Genomic DNA, 24194 nt, shown 5'->3' with positions numbered 1-24194 from the left:
AATTTACAAAATATCGAGGTCTTTTAATTGATATATTATACTGATTTATAAACAGTTATAAACAATTAGGTGACCTAATTAAGGTTGTAAAAAGGTCACCTAATAGGTCACCAACAGAATGGTTTTTAATACATATTTTGATGTTTTGGGTAAAATAAAAAGTCCCATAAACATTGAGTTTACAGGACTTTCGTCGATTTTGAATAAATCTTGGCGGAGAAAGAGGGATTCGAACCCCCGGAGGTGTGACCCTCAACAGTTTTCAAGACTGCCGCATTCGACCACTCTGCCATTTCTCCAAGTGTCTCATCAGGTATTCCCTGAATGCGGGTGCAAATATAAAATCCTTTTTGTTCTAGGCAAAAGTTTTTCTATAGTTTTTTTAAAAAATTTTATTTAGTTCTTTTAATCATCAGTCTTTCAACATTTAAAAACGCTATTTTTTTTTGCTACCTCTAACGATTAATCATGATGCATTGTGTTAAAGAAATAATAGAAACCTCAATAACTAAGTGAGAATACTATAAATTAGCTGATTCATTATAAAATCACTATTTAAAGAACATACGATTACACGCTCTACCATAAACCAATACGCTTTATAATAGAGCAAAAGCGTAACAACTATTATGGAAAGTTATAAATTTAGGTATGTCCACTCGAGTTAAAACGATTAAAAACATGAAAAAAATTATTAGTATTGTTGGTATTATTTGTGCACTAGGCGCAGTTGTAAGTGCTGCAACGCAATTTTACATCCTAACCTATCCACCTGCCATTATCGCATTTCTCTGTGCTTTATATCTTATTTATATCTCTAAAACCGCACCTACAAAACCAAAAGCAATTCAATATATAATTTTATTAGTTATCATTTCTATCGGTTTAACTATATATAAAGGTACCATAGAGACTTCTGAAGACAACCATACAGAACAATTAGAACCAATTAATATAGAACAGGAAAACGAACCCGAAATAGATTAAATTTTTAAAATTTCTCTCTTTATGTCAGATTTTTTATGAATCATTTATATTATTTTTGTAAAAATCAATAAGTTACATGAAAGTTTTTTTTGCTTCTGTATTACTTTTTGTTGGTTCTTGTGCCACAATTAGACATAGTGAGAAAGTTAACAACCTTAAAAATAGCATCACCTTTGCAGATGAAACGGTTGTTAAAGCCTATTTAAATAGTATACAGTCTGAAGAACTGAAAACACATGTATTTGAAATTTCATCTGATAAGTATAAGGGTCGCATGACCGGAGAAGAAGGTCATAATTTAGTTTGTGATTATATCAGGAAACAATATATGTCTTACCATATTAATGCTCCGCAATCTCATTCAAATTACTACCAAACAGTGCCTAAAAACAACTTTCCTGATGAACTGAACGATTCTCAAAATGTTATAGCCTATATTGAAGGAGCCGAATTCCCTAACGAATTTGTATACATCACAGCACATTCAGATCACGAAGGAGTAAAAGATGGACAAATTTATAATGGTGCTGACGATAATGGTTCTGGCACTGCTGCAGTTTTAGAAATAGCCGAAGCTTTTAGTCAAGCCGTAAAAGAAGGAAATCGTCCAAAACGGAGTATCGTTTTTTTACACGTCACTGCAGAAGAAATAGGACTATATGGTTCTAAATTCTATACAAATCACCCAATATTTCCACTAGACAATGCCGTAGCAACGTTAAATATAGATATGATTGGCCGTGTGGATGACAGACATAAAGACAATGAAGACTATATCTATGTAATAGGTTCTGATAGAATAAGTACCGAACTACATTATATTACTGAACAAGCCAATACCACATTTACAAATCTTCAACTCGATTATAAGTATAATGACGAAAATGATGCCAACCAATATTATTATCGCTCAGACCACTATAACTTTGCACTAAATGATGTACCAGTCATTTTCTTTTTTAATGGAGAGCACCAAGATTATACGAAGCCAACAGATACAGCTGATAAAATTAATTATCCTTTATTAGCAAAGCGTACAAAGTTAATATTCTCAACGGCTTGGTATCTCGCCAATTCAAAAACACGTCTAAAGAAAGAAATTATCTGATGTTAATTTATGTTAAAACAAATTAATGCTGCCATTAAGCCTATTCAATTTTCGTAAATTTAGAGCTAATTTTATTTGAAAGTCAATACAATAATCACTTTCAATTTACACTAACTATCCAATCCTTTTCTTTACATGAAAAAATTACTACTCTTAGGTGTTGCATTTGCTGTTGTAACCAGTTGTGGCACCTCATCCAAAAGCAGTACCAACAAAACTCAGAATACTGTTTCTAAAAAAATTGACCCTTCTATCTATGCCTCTACGATTACGTCTTCTGAACTAAAAACCATGCTATATAAGTATGCTTCAGATGAATTTGAAGGTAGAGATACCGGAGAAAAAGGTCAAAAAATAGCGGTAGAGTACTTAAAACAAAAGTATATTGATATGGCCATCCCTACTCCATTAGGTGGTGACGACTATTTTCAGGAAGTACCACTAGAAAAACGAAAGGTTGCTGAAGCAAAACTTACTGTTAACGGAAAGACGTTTAAGAGTTTTGAAGACCATATTGTTTTAACTTTAACCAATTCTACAAAAACAACTTTAGATCATATCGTATACGTTGGCTATGGTATTGATGATGACCATTATTCCGATTATAAAAATATAGATGTAAAAGGAAAATTTGTTCTGGTAAAATCAGGTGAACCTAAAGATGCTGAGGGCAAATATATAACCTCTGGTACTACGGATGCTACAAAATGGACCAACGGACGTCAATCTATTTTTAGCAAAAGAGAAGCTGCCATCGCCAACGGTGCAAAAGGAATTATTTTAATGGACACCAATCTATTTTCAAGGTATTCCAGTTTTTATCAACGTCAGGCAGAATCTGGCATTGCAGGTCGCTTAGCTTTGAAAACTAATGAACCAGGAATTGTAATGTTAATGGTAAATGAAACTTTAGGAAAAGCCTTAAATAGCACTATTTCTGAAGATGCAACCCCTAAAGTGATTGAAACTAATATCACTTTAGACGTTGAAAATAAGTCAGAATCTATCACATCCGAGAATGTTGTCGCCTACATTGAAGGTAGCGAAAAGCCAGAAGAAATCGTTGTAATATCAGCACATTTAGACCATGAAGGCATAAAAAATGGTGAAATTTATAACGGTGCAGATGATGACGGTTCTGGTACTGTAGCTATTTTAGAAATTGCCCAAGCCTTTAAAATGGCTGAAAAAGCTGGTCATGGCCCTAAACGTTCTATTTTATTTTTACATGTTACAGGTGAAGAAAAAGGCCTTTTAGGTTCTAAACATTATACTGATAACGATCCTATTTTTCCATTAGAAAACACCGTTGCTGACCTAAATATTGATATGATTGGTAGAGTTGATCCTAGTCATGAAGACGAAACAAGAAACTACATCTATCTTATTGGAAGTGACAAGCTAAGTACCGATTTACATACTCTTTCGGAAGAAATGAATAAAAAATATGTAAATATGGAATTAGATTATAAGTACAATGACGACAACGACCCTAACCGTTTTTACTACAGATCTGATCACTACAATTTTGCAAAGAACAACATTCCTGTTATTTTTTACTTTAACGGAACACATGCCGATTATCATAAGCCATCGGATACACCAGATAAAATTGAATACGATTTATTAGAGACCAGAACCAAACTTGTTTTCTATACCGCTTGGGAAGTTGCTAATAGAGATAAGCGTCTCGTTGTTGACAAAGCCACTTCGAAGTAATAAAATAATTTTCATAAATCATAAAAAGGTCTTTCATTGAATGAAAGACCTTTTTATTAAAACACATATTAAAGACACAAAAAAAGCTTCTCTTTTCAGAGAAGCTTTGCATTTTGGGTGGAAGACCGGGTTCGAACCGGCGACTTTCGGTACCACAAACCGACGCTCTAACCAGCTGAGCTACAACCACCATTTTAAATTGGATTGCAAAGATAATTTATTTGTCATCTCTTGCAAATTGTTTTTGAAATTATTTTAAATCAAATAACGATTCTACAGCCACAAAACGTTCAACTGTATAGCCCTCAGCATGTTCCACACCAATTAATCTTCCTAAATTTCGAGCTCGATAATCTACACTATCAGTAAAGTTTTTGCTAGATATCGGAGTTTCAGGCTCTTTGCTATTGGGATCAAAAAATTGAGTTTTGTATGCTAATACAGATTTTTCCTTTTTTTCCATAAAACCAGAGACATCTACAACCACATCTGGAATAATATCTTTCCATTGTATATAATGATATACTACTTTTGGTCGCCATGGTTCTTGCGATTGTTTTTCATCATTATAAAATGTTTCAATTTTTTTTAAACCACTTAAAAAGCAAGCGTCACTGACCAACTGACTTCCTTTTGGGTGATCAATATGTCTATCGTCTATAGCATTACAGATAATGATTTCGGGTTTATAGTAACGAATCATCTTTACAATCTCTAACTGATGAGCTTTATCATTAGTAAAGAATCCATCGGCAAATCTCATATTAATTCTAGACTGCACACCTAATATTTTAGCAGCATTAAGAGCTTCTTCATCACGGGTTTCTGCTGTACCTCGAGTCCCTAACTCTCCTCTAGTTAAATCTATAATACCTACTTTCTTTCCCCTAGAAACTTCTTTTGCTAAGGTCGCTCCACACCCCAATTCAACATCATCTGGATGTGCTCCAATAGCCAAAATATCTAATTTCATATGTGTTTTAGTTTTTTCTAAGTATCAAAAATATTAAAAAGAAGGTAGATAATCACTTTCTTTTTAATGCGCAAACGGTTTCGATTGAATTTATTCTTTAATTTCTTAAAATTCTGTAGTCAAAATTGAAAAATTAGCAATACTGACAAAGTATGACTTTCGTCATAAATATTACTTCCTATAGCCTATACCTTTACCATATAACTAAAGATAACGTACTAATGACCTTAATGTTAGCCATATTAATTATTACTATTTCCTTATTCATTTGGGGAAAATTTACGCCAGATATTATAGCCTTACTTTCAATGTTAAGCTTGTTTGTTTTTGGCATATTAGATTTAACAGAAACACTTAGTGGGTTTAGCAACCCAACTGTAATTATGATTGCAGCCTTGTTTATTATAGGAGAAGGGTTGTCTCAAACAGGTTGGACTGCTTTAGCTGGTGAAAAGTTTATTAAACTAGCTGGTAAAAGCAAGATGAAACTATTATTATTAACCACTTTTGGTTCTGGACTACTATCTGGAGTGGTCAGCAACACCGGAACCGTAGCAACCTTAATGCCTGTAACCATTGCTTCTGCTTGGAGTATTGGAACGCTACCATCTAAAATGTTAATGCCAGTTGCTTTTGGTTCTAATACAGGTGGTTTATTAACCCTAACCGGTACACCTCCAAATATTATTGTAAACAACACCATGTTAGAGCATGGCTTGGAAGGTTTTTCATTTTTTGAATTTGGATTAATTGGATTACCTCTTCTATTATTAACACTACTTTATTTTAAATATATTGGTTATAGACTTTTACCAAGTAACAAAACAAACAACAAACCTGTAGATATTAATACCACACTTCATCAATGGATTGAGGCCTATAAAGTAGATGGCGAATATTATAGACTTAGGGTAAGATCTGTATCTCCTTTGTTGAATACGAAATTAGGTGATTGGAATTTTGAAAAAGAACACGGTATAACTATTCTTCGTATTAAACGAAGACACCCTAATCTTTTAAAAGGGAATACTCCTTTTATTGAATTACCAACAAATGATACAGAATTTATGTATCACGACATCATTACCGTTAAAGGTAGTACAGAAGCGATAAACGTTTTAATGATTAAATTCAGATTAGGATTACTCCCTTTAAATTCTTTAGCGAATGAATTGAAAACCAATCTCATTAATCAAGAAGTAGGTATGACTGAAGTTATTGTAACTCCTCAATCTGCACTTATTGGTAAAAACATAAAATCTAGTAACTTCTTTGAACGCTACAATGCTCAACTTCTCGCCACTTCTAGAAACGGAAAACCAATACATGACACCGAAATTAGAGTAAAAGCCGGTGATGCCTTTTTAATTAGAGGACAATGGAGTGCTATTGAAGAGTTACAAACACAATACGAACATTTAGTAATCTGTGGTAGTCCGGAAGGAATGGCGAAAACAGTAACCAACCTTACGGCGAAATCCTATATCGCTCTAGCGTCCTTAATTTTAATGATTGCTATGCTTGTTTTCGAAATTGTTCCTGGAGCTGTAGCTGCATTAATTTCTGCAGGTATAATAATGATTACAGGTTGTGTTCCTATGGTGAAAGCCTACAAAGGTATTAGCTGGATAAGTGTTGTTATGATTGCTGCAATGATTCCTATGGGAATCGCTCTACAAAAAACAGGTACAGCAGAACTGATTGCTAATGGCTTAGTAGACACGTTAGGAAGCTTACACCCAGTAGTACTTTTGGGTGGTGTCTTTTTATTGACTACAACGTTTAGTCAAGTCATTAATAACTCAGCTACGGCAGTCTTAATGGCACCAATTGTAATTATTGCTGCAGAAACACTCAACATCTCAGCAGCACCATTTATGATTGTAGTCGCGATCAGTGCTTCAACTGCATTTTTAACTCCTGTTGGGACCACAACAAACGCAATGGTTATGACCGCAGGCAATTACAAATTTAAAGATTACTTAAAGGTAGGCGCACCATTGCTTCTACTCTTCTTAATAACATCATTATGCTTAGTGCCATTAATATGGCCATTTTAAAACGAATGCGAAATTAAAAAATCTTATATCATGGAAACATTAGTAAACAATTCAATTATGAAAACCAGAGATCTCACCAAGTATGGACTAAAAGATACCAAAGCCCATTGGAATCTGTCTCCAGAAGAATTACAAGCCATTACTATCGAAAAAGGCATGGGAAAAGAAACGTCTAACGGCACACTCGCTATAAATACAGGTAAGTTTACTGGACGTTCCCCTCAAGATCGATTTATTGTAAAGGATGATTATACCGTTGATAAAGTATGGTGGGGAAAAACAAACAAGGCCATAGCTCCCAACAATTTTGACAAATTGCAAGAAGAAATCACAAACTATTTAAGCGGAAAAGAAATCTATGTTAGAGATGCTTATGTATGTGCTGATCCAGAATACAAAACCAATGTAAGAACCGTTACAGAATATCCGTGGTCTAATATGTTTACCTATAACATGTTCTTAAGATCAGAGGAGTCAGAATTAGAGAATTTTGAAGAAGAATGGTTGGTACTTTGTGCACCAGGTTACGAAGCTCCAGACCCTAACGCTTTTGGCTTACGTCAGGGAAACTTCTCCATACTTAATTTCACTAAAAAAATTGCTCTAATTGGTGGTTCTGCTTATACAGGTGAAATTAAAAAAGGAATTTTCTCTTCATTAAATTTTATTCTTCCTGTAGAAAAAAATGTATTACCAATGCACTGTTCTGCTAACGTGGGTGAAGATGGAGACACTGCTATTTTCTTTGGGTTATCTGGTACAGGTAAAACAACATTATCTGCGGATCCTAACCGAAAATTAATTGGCGATGATGAACACGGATGGACGGCAGAAAATAACATCTTCAACTTTGAAGGAGGATGCTATGCAAAAGTTATTGATTTAACTGAAGAAAAAGAACCAGACATCTTTAGAGCCATTAGACCAGGTGCTATTCTTGAAAATGTGATATTTAAAGATAATGGTGAAGTCGATTATATGGACAGTAGCATTACACAGAATACGCGTGTAAGCTATCCTATTTATCATATAGATAATATTCAAAAACCTTCATACGCAGAGAACCCAAAAAACATTTTCTTCCTTACCGCGGATGCCTTTGGTGTGTTACCTCCGGTTTCAAAATTAACACCAGGACAAGCTGCATACCACTTTATCTCTGGTTATACTGCTAAAGTGGCAGGCACTGAAGCTGGTATTACAGAACCAGTACCATCATTCTCAGCTTGCTTCGGAGAACCATTTATGCCATTACACCCAACGGTTTACGCAGAAATGTTGAGTAAAAAAATGCAAGATGCAAATGTCAACGTTTGGCTAATTAATACAGGCTGGAGCGCAGGACCTTACGGAGTTGGCTCTCGTATAAAACTAAAATACACAAGAGCTATGATTACCTCAATTCTTAAAGGTGAATTAGATAACGTAGAATTTGAACAACATCCAATATTTGGGTTGTTTATGCCCAAAACCTGCCCTAATGTTCCTGATAATATCTTAGATCCTATGAATACTTGGGAAAACAAAGGACAATACATTAGTAAATCTATTCAGTTGGCGCACTCTTTCCACTTGAATTTTGAAAAATTTGCTAGTGAGGCTTCAGAACAAATTATTGAAGGAGGTCCATTAATTGATGAACATCATCATTTACACGACCACATCTAAATATTTCCATGCCAATTAAGAGCCTAGAAATAGGCTCTTTTTTTATTCTACAATTATTATATTATGAGAATTACAATATTTTATTTTGTGTTATTTATTATAAGCATCAAGACATTAACATCACAGAACAACGGTGAAAACGAATTTGGTTCTTGGTACGAAATTACGAGTTCTAATAGAATTAGTAATAAGTTTAGTATCAGTGGTTCCTTTACCAGTTGGAATTATCAATTACCTGCTAAAAATTCCCATTTACTTTTAGGAATTGTTGGTCTAAATTATCAAATCAATCCAAAATTATCTGTTGGTGTAAGTTATGCTTACGGTGAGATAGAATCTTTTAACAAAATCAACGATATACCAGCTACAATAGATCATAGAATAATAGAACAAGTGGTATTCAATCACAAATCAAATAAAGTGAGTTTTTCTCACCGATTTCGTTTGGAACAACGTTTTTTAACTTACCCTCAAGAAAACTTATTAAAACATCGCATTCGCTATCGTTTTAAGATTAAAACTCCACTTAATCGTTTATTTTACTTGTCAACTTATGATGAAATTCATTTCAATTTAAATTCATTTGACTTTCAACAAAATAGAGCTTTTGCTGGTCTAGGAATTACCATAAACAAAAATATGACAACAGAGATTGGTTATGCCAGACATGCGTTTAAGACAAAAAGTTTCAATCGATTATCGCTTCAACTCAATCTAAAATGTGATTTTAACAAAAAAAAACACCGACTAGAATAGCGTTTTAATAACTCACCTTGTCTATGGCAAAATTAATATCACGTTTTAAATCTTTGACATCTTCTATTCCAACAGAAAAACGAATTAATTGGTTGCTAATCCCAACACTATCACGTTCTTTTTGACTCAATAAAGCATGAGAAGTTAAATGAGGAGATAACATGGTACTTTCTACTCCGGCTAAACTCATAGAGGATTTAATCAGTTTTAATTTTTTCTGAAAATCAAGCGCATCAATGTCATTCTGAAGCTCAAAAGATAACATTGCACCAAATCCATGCATTTGAGATTTAGCAAGTTCATGTTCTGGATGCGATTTTAAACCAGGATAGTATACTCTTGAAATTTTAGGATGCTGCTCTAACCACTTGGCTAACTTCATAGCATTTTTGGTTTGCGCTTTTACGCGCAGACCTAGAGTTTTCATGCTGCGTTCTAACATCCAAACCGTCATATCGCTTAGGCTACCTCCAAGATTTTTACCAACATTCCAAATACGCTTCATATGTACTTCTGAGCTTGCTACAGCACCTGCTAAGATATCACTATGACCTCCAAAATATTTTGTAGCAGAATGCATTACCATATCTATACCCAAATCCATAGGATTTTGGTTTACAGGAGAAGCAAAAGTATTATCAATAGACGTAAATATACCTTTCGATTTTCCTAGTTTGGCAATCCCCTCAATATCTGTAATTGTTAATAAGGGATTTGAAGGAGTTTCAATATGAATCAATGTCGTATTTGACTGAATTGCAGCTTCAAAATCCTCTACTTTATAACCATCGGTAAACGTATAGTCGATACCATATTTAGGAAATTCTTCTTTAATGAAATTTAAAGTGCCACCATATAAGGTATTCTGTACCACTAAATGATCACCTTGTTTTAAAAATGCTAAAAACATAGTACTAATCGCAGCCATACCCGAACCAAAAATCATAGCCATTTCTGTATGCTCTAAAGCTGCTATTTTCTTAGCTAAATGTTCTTGGTTTGGTGTATTAAAATAACGTGGATAACGTTTTACATCAACATCTAAAAACTCGTAAGACGAGCTTAAATACATTGGCGATACAGCACCTTTAAATTGTTCGTCCTTTACTTCTCCAATATGCGTACATATGGTATTTAATCCAAATTTCTTTTGAGACATAGCAAATAATTATGATGTATAAATTTAATGAAAAAGAATACAAAACCTACAGATATGTCTAAACAAAAATGGGTTGACCATCTCATACGATTATCAACCCATTTCCATTGCAATCGTATTGCAGTTATTTATAATACTTCTTGTATTTTCTATAAGAAAAGAATCCTATTATAGCAATGATACCAAGCGTAATCGCTATAAACTGAAAGCTTAAAATTTGATCACCACTAGCATATGAATGCAATCCGGAAAGATAGAAGTTAACACCAAAATATGTCATTAGAATACTAGCAAAAGCTAGAATAGACATAAAATTATATATCCAACGCCCTCTTAGACCTGGCACTAAACGCATGTGAATAACAAACGCATAAATCATAATACTAATTAAAGCCCAGGTTTCTTTTGGATCCCAGCCCCAATAACGTCCCCAACTTTCGTTTGCCCACATTCCACCAAGGAAGTTTCCGATGGTTAACATCACCAAACCTACAGTTAAAGCCATTTCGTTAATAATAGTAAGCTCTTTAATATTAATAAGCATGCGCTCTTTATTTTCTTTTGTAGTAAAGATCATTAAGAATAAGACTACGATTCCTAATATCATTCCTAAAGTAAAAGGACCGTAACTTGCTACAATTACAGAAACATGAATCATTAACCAATAACCTTGTAATACGGGTTGTAAATTTGCAATTGCAGGATCCATCCAATTCCAATGTGCAATCATTAATATCATTGAAGTTACAAAAGCACCTGCGGCTACCGTTAAACTAGAGGTACTAAATTTAGCCACTACAGATGCTGATTTGTCAGAAGCCTCAGATGTTTTCGGTTGATCTTTTCGTTTAGTAACTCCGACAATAAAACCGAAAAGCATGGTGGACCAAGCGACATAAATCATAGATTCATAAGCATCACTCCAAGGTGCATGCCCAGACAAGTACCATCTCCATATTAATCCTAAAGTGTGTAAAACAAATAATAAAGCTATAACACCTAATAAAACATTTATAGCTGTTTGAATCCATTTGCTTCTATATTTAAAAATCTGAATGATAATAAATACAAACAATAACGCACCTGCATACATGTACCAGCTAAATAAACGCTTAAAAATATCGTAATCGTTATATAAGATTTCGGCATTAATTTTATCATCGCTTAGCATAACTTCACTACCAAATTGTTGCTGCGTTTTTTTAATGCCTTTAAGTAAATTTTCTGCTTTAGAAAAATCACCTGTTTGCTTAGCATTATTCAACGTGACTAAATAAGCACTGAAACCATTATTAATAAAATTACCGTATAACGTATCTTCTATTTTCTCTCGATAGCCTTCCTCTCTAAATTCTAATGACGAAATCCATTTGTTATTCTCATCATTTGGCACAGGGAATATTTTGATAGAACGACCTTCAATAGCATTGTACAACAAATTAACTCTTGAATCGGCTTCCTTTACCTCTTTTTGAAATCCATTTGGGTTGGTTGTTTTATAAGCTTCTTCTAAGTATGGTGCTAGTTTATATCGTCCTTCTGGTGTAAAGAAGTCTACAAGTCGTGAGTATTTCTCGTCATAATCTAAACCTATTATAGACCTTATAGAATCGGCTTTTCTTGGTTTTAAATAGATAATGGGAACATTATACCATAGCATTGGACTTTCTTGAATCGATAAAAATACCTGATCAGCATCAAAATCTTCATAAACATCACTTTTACTTAATTTACGAAGCATTTCTGAAGCATAAGTATGCATAGGCATCATACGACCACTATAATCCTGAATGACCATTTTTGAAAACTTCTTCGCATGTTCCTTTGGCGTAATATGTACGCTTAAAATAGAATCTATTTGAGCCTTATCCGTTTTGTTTTGATGATTATGGCCGTCATCTTCTGAATGTACTTGAGCAAAACCAGAGATACTAATTAGAAGTAAAATCATGGTCATCATTTTAGCCTTCTTCTCTTTTATCTTAGCTAACCTTTTTCTGATATCATCAAAACGTGTGTTTTTAACAAATAGAATAGCCAACATTGACAGATATAATAGTATATATCCTGCGTAAGTTATGTATGTACCCCAAAGATCGTGATTTACAGAAAGCACAGTTCCTTTTTCATCCGGATGGAAACTTGCTTGAAAGAAACGAAATCCTCTATGATCTAAAACATGATTCATGTACACGCGATAATCAAAGTCACCATCTTCTTTATCAATAACAGTAATTTTACTTTCATAAGACGAATAGGCATTCTCTGTACCTGGATATTTTTCGGCAATAAAATCGTTGAGTTTAATTTCAAAAGGCAGCTTTAATATTTTTGGACCGTATTGCAGAGCCATTTCTAAACCACCAATCTGAAATTCTTTCATAGCCGTATAGTTGCCAGGTCCTCCAATAATACCCACTTTTTTAGTCTCTCCATTTGCAGATACATTAAGAATAAGGCCATCGGGATCTGCATCACTTCTTAAAAGTTCTGGCTTTCTCACTACTCCAAAATCTCCTTTTACAATAGGTTTTGGCATAACCAATTGCATATTGCCAATAATATATCTAGAACGTAAAATAAGAGGTTGTAAACTATCCTTTACTAATTTCCCTGTGGCACGTGTTGCCATGGTCATATACTCACCCTCGTATGGAGACTGTATAAACAATCCGTCTTCCGTTTCTGTGATATTAATAGCTCCTTCTTGAAACTTATTTAATGTCACTAAAACATTATGCAGGTTTGCAACTTGTCCGTCTTCTAAAAAGTGATTATGTGGTCCACTTTGTCCAGCTTCAACAATTTTTAAATAACGATTTCCTGTTTCGTTAGGGATAATATCTTCTTCTGCACCTTCAATAAATTCTTCAAGTTTAACTGTAACTTCTGTATCACCATATTGAAACGTTTTATCAAATTCATTATCTAATCGCGAAGAAAAATCTACTTCTTCTTCTATACGTCGCTGCTGTAATTGACCGTTAACTTTATAGTTACCCAATATACGACCACCAAGATATGTTTTTTGAGAAAAGAACTCGCTTTCAGTAGCGCCTTCTCTTATAGGCATCATCCCTTCGTAACCAATATAGCGTGTTACAAATGCGCCTAAAAGGATAAGAATAAATGACAAATGCAAAATTAAAGTTGCCCATTTCTCCTTTTTTAAAAGCTTATACCTAAAAATATTACCAATAAAATTGATTACAAAAAACACCATTATGGCTTCAAACCACCATGCATTATATATTAGCGTTCTTGTGTATGGAGTTGGCGAGGTATCCATATTTCTATCTAAAATAGTACCCGTTGCCATAGCAACGGCGAAGGCTATAAATAAAAAGGCAGTAAGTTTAGTAGAAAAAAGGAAATTAGCGATTTTTTTTTGCATAGCTATAGGCTTTTTTAAGCGGTGCAAAGATATGTTTTTTTAATTACTCAATGTTTCCATTTATATGCTAAAACATGTTAAAATTGCAGCTTTAAATCCGACTAACTTTTTACATTTGACTTGAGCATCTTATTTTGCTCAGCCATTAACTCTTTTAAATCGGATAGCAATTCTATATCCTTAGGTGTCGCTACCGTTTTATCTTTAGCATCTTGAGCTTTATTTTTAAGTCTATTCATAAATTTCACGATTATAAAAACGGTAAATCCTATGATTAAAAAATCTAAAAATACTTCTAACAATTTTCCGTAAGCTATAGCAACTTCGCTTGTTGTTATTGCTCCGGTAGCATCGGTTATTTCGTCGCGCAAGACGAATTTTCGGTTCCCAAATTTTACTCCATCTGTAAGTAAAGATAATGGAGGTAGAATAACTTGTTTTGCTAAGACGTCTATGACTTTATTAAAAGCTGCACCAATAATGATACCAATGGCCATATCCATCATGTTTCCTTTTACTGCAAATTCTTTAAATTCATTAATAAGTTTCATCTGTGTTTTTGGTTTTAGGGTTTAAAAACACAAATTTAGGAAGTTAGCATCTAAAGCCTAAGTATTTCTTGCTTCAAAAATATTCATGTACATAAAAGTTCCCATTTTACGCGCTCTACGTTTTGCATTTTCGGCGTAATCTCCTTCAAATAATTCGTTAATTGTTTCAAACCATAAATTTAACCAAAGGCCAAAATGCACTTCAGTAATACTGTGGTTAAAGGCGGCATCGACCTTTGTATGTGCCTCTAGTGGGTTGCCGTAATATTTTGTTTTTAAAAATAAACTCGATTCCCAAAACGTAGTAAGGCGCTCTAAATGTTCATTCCAATCTGTTATTGTGGCATTGAAAAACGGCCCTAATTTTTCATCTTTTCTGACTTTCTCATAAAATTTAGACACCAATAAAAATATATCTTCTCTGTTTTTTATATCAGTTTTGCTCATCTTGTTTTAATTGATGTAATTTTAATTTAACCATTTGACAGTGAAATAATTTACTAAAAATACTCTATTTCACTTAAATGCAAACGTATTATTTTTGATACTCAAAGTTATCTTTTTAATCTTATACTTATGATTTTAAAATAAGAAATCTTAGTATTTTTACACCATGATATCAGTTGTATTACTCGGCGCAGGAAATGTTGCCACGCATATATATAAAGCCTTTTCAAATTCTGAAAACATTTCGGTTACACAATGGTATAATCGCACACGTGCTTCTATTTCGTCGTATGCCAATGATGTGGATATTACAGACCAGCTAGAGGCATTAAAAGAAGCCGACATCTATATTATAGCTGTTAGTGATGATAGCATTGCGCAATTATCTTCAGACTTGCTATTTACCGATCGGTTTGTTGTGCATACCTCAGGAAGTGTGGCCATGCATGATTTAGATAAAAAGAATAAAATTGGTGTGTTTTATCCGTTGCAAACCTTTTCTAAAACTGCTGAAATTGATTTTACCGAAGTTCCGATTTGTATTGAAGTGTATGAAAAAGAAAATCTACAACTCTTAAAAGATTTAGCAAAAGCAGTTGGTTGCAAGCCTCACAAAATTACAACAGAACAACGACAAACCCTACACTTAGCTGCAGTATTTGTTAATAATTTCACCAATCAATTGTATAGAATTGGTCATGAAATTTGTGAGACTAAAAATATTGAGTTTCAAATCTTACACCCTTTAATTGCGGAAACCGCAAAAAAAATTCAACAAATGTCACCTTATATGGCCCAAACAGGTCCTGCTAAACGCAATGACAAAAAAACCATAAAACGGCAGCTAAGACTTATAGAAAAAGACGAACATGAGGCAATTTATAAAATGCTTACCTCTTCCATAAAAAAAACCCATAACATCTCTAGTGATTACAAGGTAAAAAGATGATAACATCTAATGCGACCTTTATTGAGCAGCAGTCTCCTTATTATAAACTTAATGAATCCTTTTGCTTAAATTTTGAAAAATTTAATGCATGGTCTTATGTATTGCATGGCAAAATTACAACTCCTAAACCATGGATTTTAGAGTATAAAAAGTCTACTTTTACATCCGATCGTTCTTTAATATCTTTAAAAAATAAAAACCTGTTTGTTTCTGTTATTTGGAAAACCCAAACAACGGATACTAAAACGTTTAGCATAAGAAGAAAACATTCTACTGATAATATTGTTGGTATATTTAATTCTAATTTTAAATGTCTTGAAAATCACAAAAACTATATTTTAAATGCAAAAAATCAATCTAAGACTATCCAAGAAGTTATTAAAACAGTTCATCCTTTATTAGTTTCAAATGAAGTATTTCAAATTTCACAAAAAAATGGAATTCTAAATATTGAGTTACGAACAGACCTTCATTATTTTAATATATTTAACCAATTAACCAAATTAAACCTTTGAAAACAAGCTTATGAGCGACGATAAAAGTTACAAAGAATATTTAGCAGACATTACCACATTTATTTTTGATGTTGATGGTGTACTTACTGATGGCACTATAACTGTAACAACCGATGGCGAAATGCTACGAACTATGAACATAAAAGATGGATTTGCTTTAAAAACAGCAATTGATGCGGGTTTTAACCTCTGTATTATTTCAGGTGGATCAAATGAAGGGGTTCGCAAACGTTTAGCTGGCTTAGGCATAAAAGATATTTTTCTAGGAGCACATCATAAAATAGAACAACTTAACAGCTATTTAGAGAGTCATGATATTTCTAAATCTCAGGTATTATATATGGGAGATGACATACCTGATTTTCCTGTAATGAAATTGGTTGGTATGCCGTGTTGTCCTCAAGATGCCGTCCCTGAGATTAAAGGTATTTCTAAATATATTTCTCATAAAAATGGTGGAAAAGGTGCCGTAAGAGATGTTATTGAGCAGGTACTGAAAGTGCAAGGCAAATGGAATGGTAATTTTGACGCTAAATATGACTAAATTGTACCTCGTTACAACTCACATCGTTTAATTTTAACATAATGTCTGGAGGAAGAAGGCACAGTACAGGATTTGGTTACATTGGTTTTGGTAATAGTCAATCGACTTTTAACCAAAAATCAGCGATTCCTTTTTCTAAATACAAGGAAAAACTAGACCTTGAAGCACATCTTCACTACAAAATGCATTTTTTGCATAAAGACTTAACTACAGAAGACAAACAGAAAATTAAAAACAAAATAAGACAGCAAGAGCTTAAACTATTTAGAAAAACAGCCATTATTAGCGTTATTGTATTTTTGATTATTGCTTTAATTGCCTATTACCTCATTACTAAAAGATTATCTCACTAAAATATTAATGAATTACTTTTTTAATTTAATCCGTTGGAAAAATCTACTTATAATTGCTTTAATGCAATATGTAATAAAGTATGGTTTGTTATTGCCTTTTCAAGAAAGTCATGGTGTCCTTATTACCTTAAGTGACTTTAATTTTTTTCTACTAGTATTAGCGACTGTTTGCATCGCAGCTGGTGGTTATATAATTAATGACATCTACGATATTGAAACTGATAAAATCAATAAACCGAAGCAGCTCATTATTAACAAACATATCTCAGAAAAAAACGCGACAACCTTATTCGTTGTTCTCAATATTATAGGTGTTGGCTTAGGCTTTTATTTATCTAATGGCATAGGAAAACCCACTTTTTTCGTTGTCTTCTTTATAACCTCTGCACTACTCTATTTGTACGCTTCGTACTTAAAACAAATTGCCGTTGTCGGCAACGTCATTGTATCAATAGTAGTAAGTTTAAGCATCTTATTAGTTGGCGTATTTGAGTTAATTCCGGTGATGAATGTACATAATAAAGCTGTTCAAACGACATTTCTAAACATTATAAGAGACTATGCTTTTTTTGCTTTTATGATTAATTTAATTAGAGAAATCGTAAAGGACTTTGAAGATATAGATGGGGATTATAAAGCAGGTATCCAAACTTTACCTATTGTTTTGGGAAGAGAACGCAGCTCTAAAATTCTATTTATACTTTCGTTAGTTCCTATATTTTCAATTGTGTATTATGTGATCACCTATTTGTTTAAACAGCAAATTGTTGTCGGTTATTTCTTGGTTTTAGTGGTCGCACCATTAATTTATGTAAGTATAAAAATCTTTAGCGCCAAAAACAAGACTGATTATAAACACATCAGTCTAATTTTAAAATGGGTAATGCTTGCAGGTATTCTATCTTTAATGCTCTATAAATTTATTATTCTAAAGTAAAATGTTAAACGATAAAATTAAGGACTTTAATATTATTTTGGCTTCAGCATCACCGCGTCGTCAGGCATTTTTAAAAGCCATGGATCTCAATTTTGAAATTAGACTAAAACCTATTGAAGAAATTTATCCTGAAAATTTAAAAAAAGAAGAAATCACAGATTTTTTATCAAAACTAAAATCTGAACCCTTTTTAGAAACTCTTCAGACTAACGACATTTTAATTACGAGCGATACTATTGTATGGCTAGAGGGTAAAGCGCTTGGCAAACCTAAAGATGAAGCTGAGGCTTTCCTTATGATAAAATCACTAAGCAACAAAACACACCAAGTAGTAACCTCTATCTGTTTTACACATAAGTCTATGCAAGATGTTGTTAATACTATCACTAAAGTTACATTTAAAGCCCTTACCGATGCAGAAATTAATCATTACATAAGCACTTATCAACCTTTAGATAAAGCAGGTGCATATGGTATACAAGAATGGATTGGAGCCATTGGAATCACAAGTATTGAAGGCTCGTATAATAATGTAGTGGGCTTACCTACACATTTACTTTACAAAACGTTAAATAGCATTGCGGACCGTAATTAGAACCTTATCTTTAGTGTAAACTACGATTAACTATTCTGTACTTCATTTTAGTAAGCTACAGGCACTAAAACAGACCTAAGCGTTATGAAAAGAATTACACTACTTAAACCCCATTATGCAATAGCCATATTGCTGATAATTATTACTTCTTGCAAAGAACATACTATTACGGCAACAGCACCAGAAACACATATAACATCTAAAACCGATGAATTACCTCCAAAAACACCATTGAGTTCAGATTTTAAAGAGTATTGGTATAACGGTGAAGCCGAAATTACATCGTATAAATTAGAGCAGGCACGTTACGGTGAAATAAGAAAAGGGACAGCTGTATTAGTTTTTGTTACGGAAGATTTTTTACCAGAACAACAGGTAAAAGCCGACAACTATAGTAAAAATAATATTCCTGTTTTAAAACTCAACGCTACTAAAAATTTTAATACCGGTATTTATCCGTATTCCATAATGCAAAGTACATTTTACCCTGTCGCTAACAATCAGCATGCTATTAAAATTTCGGCATCAATCCAAGAATGGTGTGGCCACGTGTATACGCAATTAAACAATCGGGAAGTATTCAAAATACAATCGCATTCCTATTTTCAAGGAGAGGCTGACCAAAACTTTAATCTTGAAAAAACTTGGACAGAAAATGAATTATGGACCAAGTTAAGGATTGATCCAAAAAGTCTTCCAGTTGGACAAATATCTGTGATTCCGTCTTTAGAATCCACACGTCTTCACCACAATGTATTACAACCTCAAGAAGCTATAGCTTCACTAAAAGCTGATCGCTATACGATATCATTTCCGGAGTTAAATAGAACATTAACCATACAATTCAATCCTAAGTTTCCTTTTAATATTGAAGGCTGGGAAGAAACTACCGTGAACACAACCAGTTCTAAATCCGAAACGTTAACAACCAAAGCAACTAAATTAGAAACTTTAAAATCTGATTATTGGAACAAAAAAACTAATGCTGATGAGAAACTTAGAGATACCTTAAAGCTACAATAGGCTCCACTTATTTTGTACTTTAAAATTAATGGCATCGCCAAATACACCTTACATGAAATTACTTATCAACACCTATCAGGACCAAATTATATATACGCTTGCACTATTAATTACGCTTTTTATTATAAGAAAGATCATTGTTATTACGGTCAAAAAAATAGGAACAAAAAGTGGCACTACTGAAGCTAGAGCAGGCTTAATTGGTCGTTACGTTACTGTAACATTGGTTTTATTAGCCATCTTAATAGAAGCTTTTATTCTCGGTGCAGAAACCCGAGACGTTACCCTTGTTTTTTCTTCAATATTTGCTGTGTTGGGTATTGGTCTTTTTGCAATTTGGTCTATTTTGAGCAATATTACATCTGGTGTTATTATGTTTTTCTCGTTTCCTTATAAGGTCGGTGATAAAATAAAGATTCATGATAAAGACGACCCGATTATAGGAATTATAGAAGATATCAGAGCTTTTCAAATTCATATTAAAGATGATTATGGTAACTTAATCACTTACCCTAATAATCTAATTCTACAAAAAGCCGTAACTTTAATACAGAAAGACGCTTTAGACGACAGTAGTATTTAAAATTTATGAGGAAGAAAACCGAAAAAAAACGCACACATAACTACAAAAAACACATAGGGAAAGCACCTGGTACTTTAGTGTACACTGGAAAAAAAGCGGAAAAAAAACTACTCATTGAGTCTTTTGATTACACAAAAGAAGCACTAACTGAAAATACACTTACCAATATCCAAGACGCTAAGTCATATAAAGAAACTAATTCTGTAACTTGGATAAATATTGATGGATTAAATGCTCTCGAAGAGATAGAGTCCATTGGAAAACAGTACAATTTACATCCACTTGTTTTAGAAGATATAGTAAACACTACACAACGTCCTAAAATAGACGAATATGATGATTACCTATTTATCGTCCTTAAAATGTTGTACTATGATAAGGATGAAAATGTGGTTATAGAACAAGTTAGTTTGGTCTTAGGACCAAATTATGTACTGTCATTTCAGGAATCTGAAGGTGATGTATTTGATACCGTTAGAGAACGAATAAGACATGGTAATGGACGCATTAGAGGTTTAAAATCAGATTATTTACTATATGCTTTAATCGATGCTGTTGTAGACCACTATTTTAGTATCATTGAAACGCTTGGTAATAAAATTGAAGATTTAGAAACAGACTTATTTCAAGGCCAAGCCAAAGACAATATTAATATTGAAGTACAACAATTAAAACGTGAAATTTTAAAAGTACGACGTGCTATATTTCCGCTTCGCGAAATTATAAATCGTGTAGAAAAAGGAGAACACCCTTTAATTTACGAACGAACGTTAACGTACTATAGAGATATCTATGACCATCTAATTCAGGTTTCAGAAAATATAGACATCTATCGCGAAATGATATGGAGTTTAATGGATATGTATATGACAACCATTAGCAACAAAATGAATGAAGTGATGAAAGTACTCACAATAATTTCAACCATATTTATTCCATTAACTTTTCTGGCAGGTATCTACGGAATGAATTTTGACCACATGCCAGAACTCCATTACAAATACAGTTACTTCATTCTTCTTGGTGTTATGTTTGTAATGTTCATACTAATGTTGGTGTATTTTAAGCGAAAAAAATGGTTGTAACTTTAATTTAATAAAATAGTCATAGAGAAAAAGGTGCTTCAATTTCTAAAAGGAATTTCTATGCTATAAAAGACAACAAATCACCTAAAAATTTCAGGTATTTAAATCGTTAAAAAAATCTAAAAGAAAGTATAGAGCTTACTATCTTTTCTATATTTGAAACACATCTAACTAGTCAACTCATGTTTCAACTTAGACTCTGTCTAGTGCTTTTTTTAAGCTCTATCGTTTCATTAAAAGCGCAACAACCAAAAACCTACAATTCTTCAGAAATTTACGAAGCTGTTCAAAAACTAAACGTTTTGGGATCGGTACTTTATATAGCCGCACATCCTGATGATGAAAACACGCGTTTAATTTCGTATATGTCTAACGAAGTTAAGGCACGTACGGCTTACTTATCTTTAACTCGTGGAGATGGAGGTCAAAACCTTATTGGTCCAGAAATTAGAGAACTTTTAGGTGTTATAAGAACACAAGAATTATTAGCTGCAAGACGTGTAGATGGTGGCGAACAACGCTTTTCTAGAGCCAATGATTTTGGCTATTCAAAACATCCGGATGAAACCTTAGAAATTTGGGACAAAGATGAAGTTTTAGCAGATGTTGTTTGGACTATTAGAACATTTAAACCCGATGTTATTATTAATCGATTCGACCACAGACGAGCAGGAAAAACCCATGGTCATCACACCGCTTCAGCAATGTTAAGCATGGAAGCGTTTGATCTGGCAGATAATAACGATGCCTACCCAACACAACTTGAATACACAGCAACTTGGCAACCCAAGCGTTTATTTTACAACACCTCTTGGTGGAGATATGGAAGTCAAGAAGCGTTTAATAAATTAGACAAAAGCAATATGCTCTCATTTGATGTTGGAGTCTACTACCCTTCTAAAGGCATGTCTAATAACGAAGTGGCTGCCTTAGCTAGCAGTCAGCATTTGTGTCAAGGATTTGGTCGTTTACTACAACGTGGTTCTCAACAAGAATACATTGAATTTTTAAAAGGTGAAGCACTAAATGATAGTGACAATATTTTTGAAGGTATCGATACGTCATGGAACCGTGTCGCTGGCGGAAAAGCCATTGGAACTATTTTAAAATCTGTAGAAACTGATTTCAATTTTAAGAATCCTGCCTCACATCTACCTCAACTATTAGAAGCCTACAAACTACTTCAATCTATAGAAGATGAGCACTGGAAAGCCATTAAAACCAAAGAGCTAAAAACTATTATCGAAGCTTGCACAGGCTTATATCTCGAAGCTTCTGCAAATACACCTAATGCAGCACCCAATGCTGTTGTTAATTTAGAAATGGAAGTGGTAAACCGAAGTACTACAAATATTAATTTAGTGTCCTACACACTTTCCGCATTACACACCGGAGTCACTAAGAATATGTCTTTAGTATCTAATCAAAAACTAAATTTTGAAGAAAGTATCACCATTCCGAGTAATAGTAACTACACAACACCGTATTGGCTAAATAAGCAAAGCACCTTAGGAATGTACAGTGTAACCGATCAAAATTTAATTGGTTTACCGGAAACTCCGAGAGCCGTTTCCGTAGATTTTAATCTATTAATTGAAGGTACTCCTTTAACTATTACTAAGCCTGTCGTTTACCGCTATTCTAAGCCAGATAAAGGTGAATTATATCGTCCTTTTGAAATTATTCCTGTGGCTTCCGCTCGTTTAAGTGATGACGTTTATATCTTTGAAAACAACCAGCAAAAAGACATCGAAGTAACTGTAAAAGCAGGTAAAAATCATATTGAGGGTTATGTAGAAATGGCATATCCTAATGATTGGCAAGTATATCCTAAAAAGCAACGTATTGCAATTACTAATAAAGGAGATATTCAAAAAGTAATTTTTACAGTAATTCCTCCAAATAACCAAAGCGAAGGCTTAATAACACCAATGGTAAACATTGATGGCGAAGTATACACCGACGAGATTATAGAAATTGATTACGCTCATATTCCATACCAAACCGTATTAATGCCAAGTAAAAGTAAAGTGGTACGTTTAGACATCAAAAAACAAGGTAATAATATTGGCTATATTGAAGGTGCCGGAGATGTGGTTCCTGAAAGTTTAAGACAAATTGGTTACGACGTTACCGTTATTGCACCCGAACAAATTTCACCAGAAAACCTTGACGACTTCGATGCTATTGTAGTAGGTATTAGAGCTTATAATATTCTAGAAGATCTTGTATTTAAACAACGTTTTTTGTTAGAGTATGTAAAAGAAGGTGGTAACTTAATCATTCAATACAATACCAATAGAGGTATTAAAGTCAATAATTTAGCTCCATACGACTTGCATATTTCTAGGGACCGTGTTACCGATGAAAATGCTGAAATTCGCATCTTAGAGCCCAATCATCAGATTCTGAATTATCCAAATAAAATAGACCAAAACGATTTTGAAGGTTGGGTTCAAGAACGCGGCTTATATTTTCCAGATAATTGGTCCAAAGAATTTACACCATTGTTGGCATCAAATGATAAAGGTGAAAACTCAAAAGAAGGAGCACTGCTTGTTGCAAAATACGGTAAAGGAAACTATATTTACACAGGCCTCAGTTTCTTTAGAGAATTTCCGGCAGGTGTTCCTGGTGCCTATAGACTTTTTGCAAATCTGCTTTCTGCTGGTAAACAAGACGAAGCGTCATTAAAAAACTAGCCAATTTAGATATAACACCTTACAAACCTAACCACTAACTAATGAGTAAGCCAAACCAACAACAACCGAAACAAAAATGGAGTAAA

Annotated in this window: 21 protein-coding genes and 2 tRNA genes; 16 read left to right on the top strand and 7 right to left on the bottom strand. The window is 33.5% G+C overall.

Annotated elements, in window-relative coordinates; translation table 11 throughout:
- Positions 1-211 precede the first annotated feature (211 nt).
- A tRNA-Ser gene (locus C8N41_RS09000) sits at positions 212-299 on the bottom strand.
- Between the two features lie 382 nt (positions 300-681).
- Between C8N41_RS09000 and C8N41_RS08995 the strand changes: the two genes are divergently transcribed.
- The 3 genes from C8N41_RS08995 (at position 682) to C8N41_RS08985 (ending at position 3814) form a co-directional block, all read left to right on the top strand.
- Positions 682-987: a hypothetical protein gene (locus C8N41_RS08995; protein WP_115839027.1), complete on the top strand. Its 306-nt coding sequence runs from the start codon at positions 682-684 to the stop codon at positions 985-987.
- Between the two features lie 76 nt (positions 988-1063).
- Complete coding sequence (locus tag C8N41_RS08990; protein ID WP_115839026.1) at positions 1064-2095, top strand: M28 family metallopeptidase; 1032 nt, start codon at positions 1064-1066, stop codon at positions 2093-2095.
- A 135-nt stretch (positions 2096-2230) separates the two neighbouring features.
- On the top strand, positions 2231-3814 hold the full coding sequence (locus C8N41_RS08985; RefSeq protein WP_115839025.1) for a M28 family peptidase: 1584 nt from the start codon (positions 2231-2233) through the stop codon (positions 3812-3814).
- 115 nt (positions 3815-3929) lie between these two features.
- On the opposite strand, the gene C8N41_RS08980 is transcribed toward C8N41_RS08985, so the two are convergent.
- A tRNA-His gene (locus tag C8N41_RS08980) sits at positions 3930-4005 on the bottom strand.
- Positions 4006-4064: 59 nt separating this feature from the next.
- On the bottom strand, positions 4065-4787 hold the full coding sequence (bshB1, locus tag C8N41_RS08975; protein ID WP_115839024.1) for a bacillithiol biosynthesis deacetylase BshB1: 723 nt from the start codon (positions 4785-4787) through the stop codon (positions 4065-4067).
- 152 nt (positions 4788-4939) lie between these two features.
- On the opposite strand from bshB1, the gene C8N41_RS08970 reads away from it, so the two are divergent.
- The 3 genes from C8N41_RS08970 to C8N41_RS08960 all read left to right on the top strand — a co-directional run bounded on the left by C8N41_RS08970 (position 4940) and on the right by C8N41_RS08960 (position 9271).
- Positions 4940-6847: an SLC13 family permease gene (locus C8N41_RS08970; RefSeq protein WP_244266701.1), complete on the top strand. Its 1908-nt coding sequence runs from the start codon at positions 4940-4942 to the stop codon at positions 6845-6847.
- Between the two features lie 30 nt (positions 6848-6877).
- Positions 6878-8515: a phosphoenolpyruvate carboxykinase (ATP) gene (gene pckA / locus C8N41_RS08965; RefSeq protein ID WP_115839023.1), complete on the top strand. Its 1638-nt coding sequence runs from the start codon at positions 6878-6880 to the stop codon at positions 8513-8515.
- A 63-nt stretch (positions 8516-8578) separates the two neighbouring features.
- Entirely contained in the window at positions 8579-9271 is a 693-nt protein-coding gene (locus tag C8N41_RS08960) for a DUF2490 domain-containing protein (protein WP_115839022.1), read from the top strand.
- A gap of 4 nt (positions 9272-9275) precedes the next feature.
- On the opposite strand, the gene C8N41_RS08955 is transcribed toward C8N41_RS08960, so the two are convergent.
- From C8N41_RS08955 to C8N41_RS08940, 4 genes are all read right to left on the bottom strand, one after another.
- Positions 9276-10430, bottom strand: coding sequence for a trans-sulfuration enzyme family protein (locus C8N41_RS08955; RefSeq protein ID WP_115839021.1), 1155 nt, complete (start codon positions 10428-10430; stop codon positions 9276-9278).
- Positions 10431-10554: 124 nt separating this feature from the next.
- The gene (ccsA, locus tag C8N41_RS08950) at positions 10555-13824 is read right to left on the bottom strand and encodes a cytochrome c biogenesis protein CcsA (RefSeq protein WP_115839020.1); all 3270 of its coding nucleotides are present in this window, start codon (positions 13822-13824) and stop codon (positions 10555-10557) included.
- Between the two features lie 101 nt (positions 13825-13925).
- A complete protein-coding gene (gene mscL / locus C8N41_RS08945) occupies positions 13926-14375 on the bottom strand; it encodes a large conductance mechanosensitive channel protein MscL (RefSeq protein ID WP_115839019.1) in 450 nt (149 codons plus the stop codon).
- Between the two features lie 57 nt (positions 14376-14432).
- Complete coding sequence (locus tag C8N41_RS08940) at positions 14433-14822, bottom strand: group III truncated hemoglobin (protein WP_092443700.1); 390 nt, start codon at positions 14820-14822, stop codon at positions 14433-14435.
- 166 nt (positions 14823-14988) lie between these two features.
- Between C8N41_RS08940 and C8N41_RS08935 the strand changes: the two genes are divergently transcribed.
- From C8N41_RS08935 to C8N41_RS08890, 10 genes are all read left to right on the top strand, one after another.
- Complete coding sequence (locus C8N41_RS08935) at positions 14989-15771, top strand: Rossmann-like and DUF2520 domain-containing protein (protein WP_115839018.1); 783 nt, start codon at positions 14989-14991, stop codon at positions 15769-15771.
- Entirely contained in the window at positions 15768-16286 is a 519-nt protein-coding gene (locus tag C8N41_RS08930) for a hypothetical protein (RefSeq protein ID WP_115839017.1), read from the top strand. The genes C8N41_RS08935 and C8N41_RS08930 overlap by 4 nt, the downstream gene beginning before the upstream one ends.
- Positions 16287-16296: 10 nt before the next feature.
- A complete protein-coding gene (locus C8N41_RS08925; protein WP_092443706.1) occupies positions 16297-16830 on the top strand; it encodes a KdsC family phosphatase in 534 nt (177 codons plus the stop codon).
- Positions 16831-16871: 41 nt separating this feature from the next.
- A complete protein-coding gene (locus tag C8N41_RS08920; protein ID WP_115839016.1) occupies positions 16872-17183 on the top strand; it encodes a hypothetical protein in 312 nt (103 codons plus the stop codon).
- A 7-nt stretch (positions 17184-17190) separates the two neighbouring features.
- Positions 17191-18120: a geranylgeranylglycerol-phosphate geranylgeranyltransferase gene (locus C8N41_RS08915; RefSeq protein ID WP_115839015.1), complete on the top strand. Its 930-nt coding sequence runs from the start codon at positions 17191-17193 to the stop codon at positions 18118-18120.
- Between the two features lies 1 nt (position 18121).
- A complete protein-coding gene (locus tag C8N41_RS08910) occupies positions 18122-18715 on the top strand; it encodes a Maf-like protein (protein WP_115839014.1) in 594 nt (197 codons plus the stop codon).
- A gap of 84 nt (positions 18716-18799) precedes the next feature.
- The gene (locus tag C8N41_RS08905) at positions 18800-19738 is read left to right on the top strand and encodes a septum formation inhibitor Maf (RefSeq protein WP_115839013.1); all 939 of its coding nucleotides are present in this window, start codon (positions 18800-18802) and stop codon (positions 19736-19738) included.
- 52 nt (positions 19739-19790) lie between these two features.
- On the top strand, positions 19791-20321 hold the full coding sequence (locus C8N41_RS08900) for a mechanosensitive ion channel domain-containing protein (protein WP_092447693.1): 531 nt from the start codon (positions 19791-19793) through the stop codon (positions 20319-20321).
- 5 nt (positions 20322-20326) lie between these two features.
- On the top strand, positions 20327-21406 hold the full coding sequence (gene corA / locus C8N41_RS08895) for a magnesium/cobalt transporter CorA (protein WP_115839012.1): 1080 nt from the start codon (positions 20327-20329) through the stop codon (positions 21404-21406).
- A gap of 182 nt (positions 21407-21588) precedes the next feature.
- Complete coding sequence (locus C8N41_RS08890) at positions 21589-24108, top strand: PIG-L family deacetylase (RefSeq protein ID WP_115839011.1); 2520 nt, start codon at positions 21589-21591, stop codon at positions 24106-24108.
- The last annotated feature ends 86 nt before the right edge of the window (positions 24109-24194 follow it).

The sequence above is a fragment of the Winogradskyella sediminis genome, assembly GCF_003387355.1.
GTDB classification, from domain to species: domain Bacteria; phylum Bacteroidota; class Bacteroidia; order Flavobacteriales; family Flavobacteriaceae; genus Winogradskyella; species Winogradskyella sediminis.
Note: the sequence above shows the minus strand (reverse complement) of the source record. Positions and strands in the feature narration are given on the sequence as shown.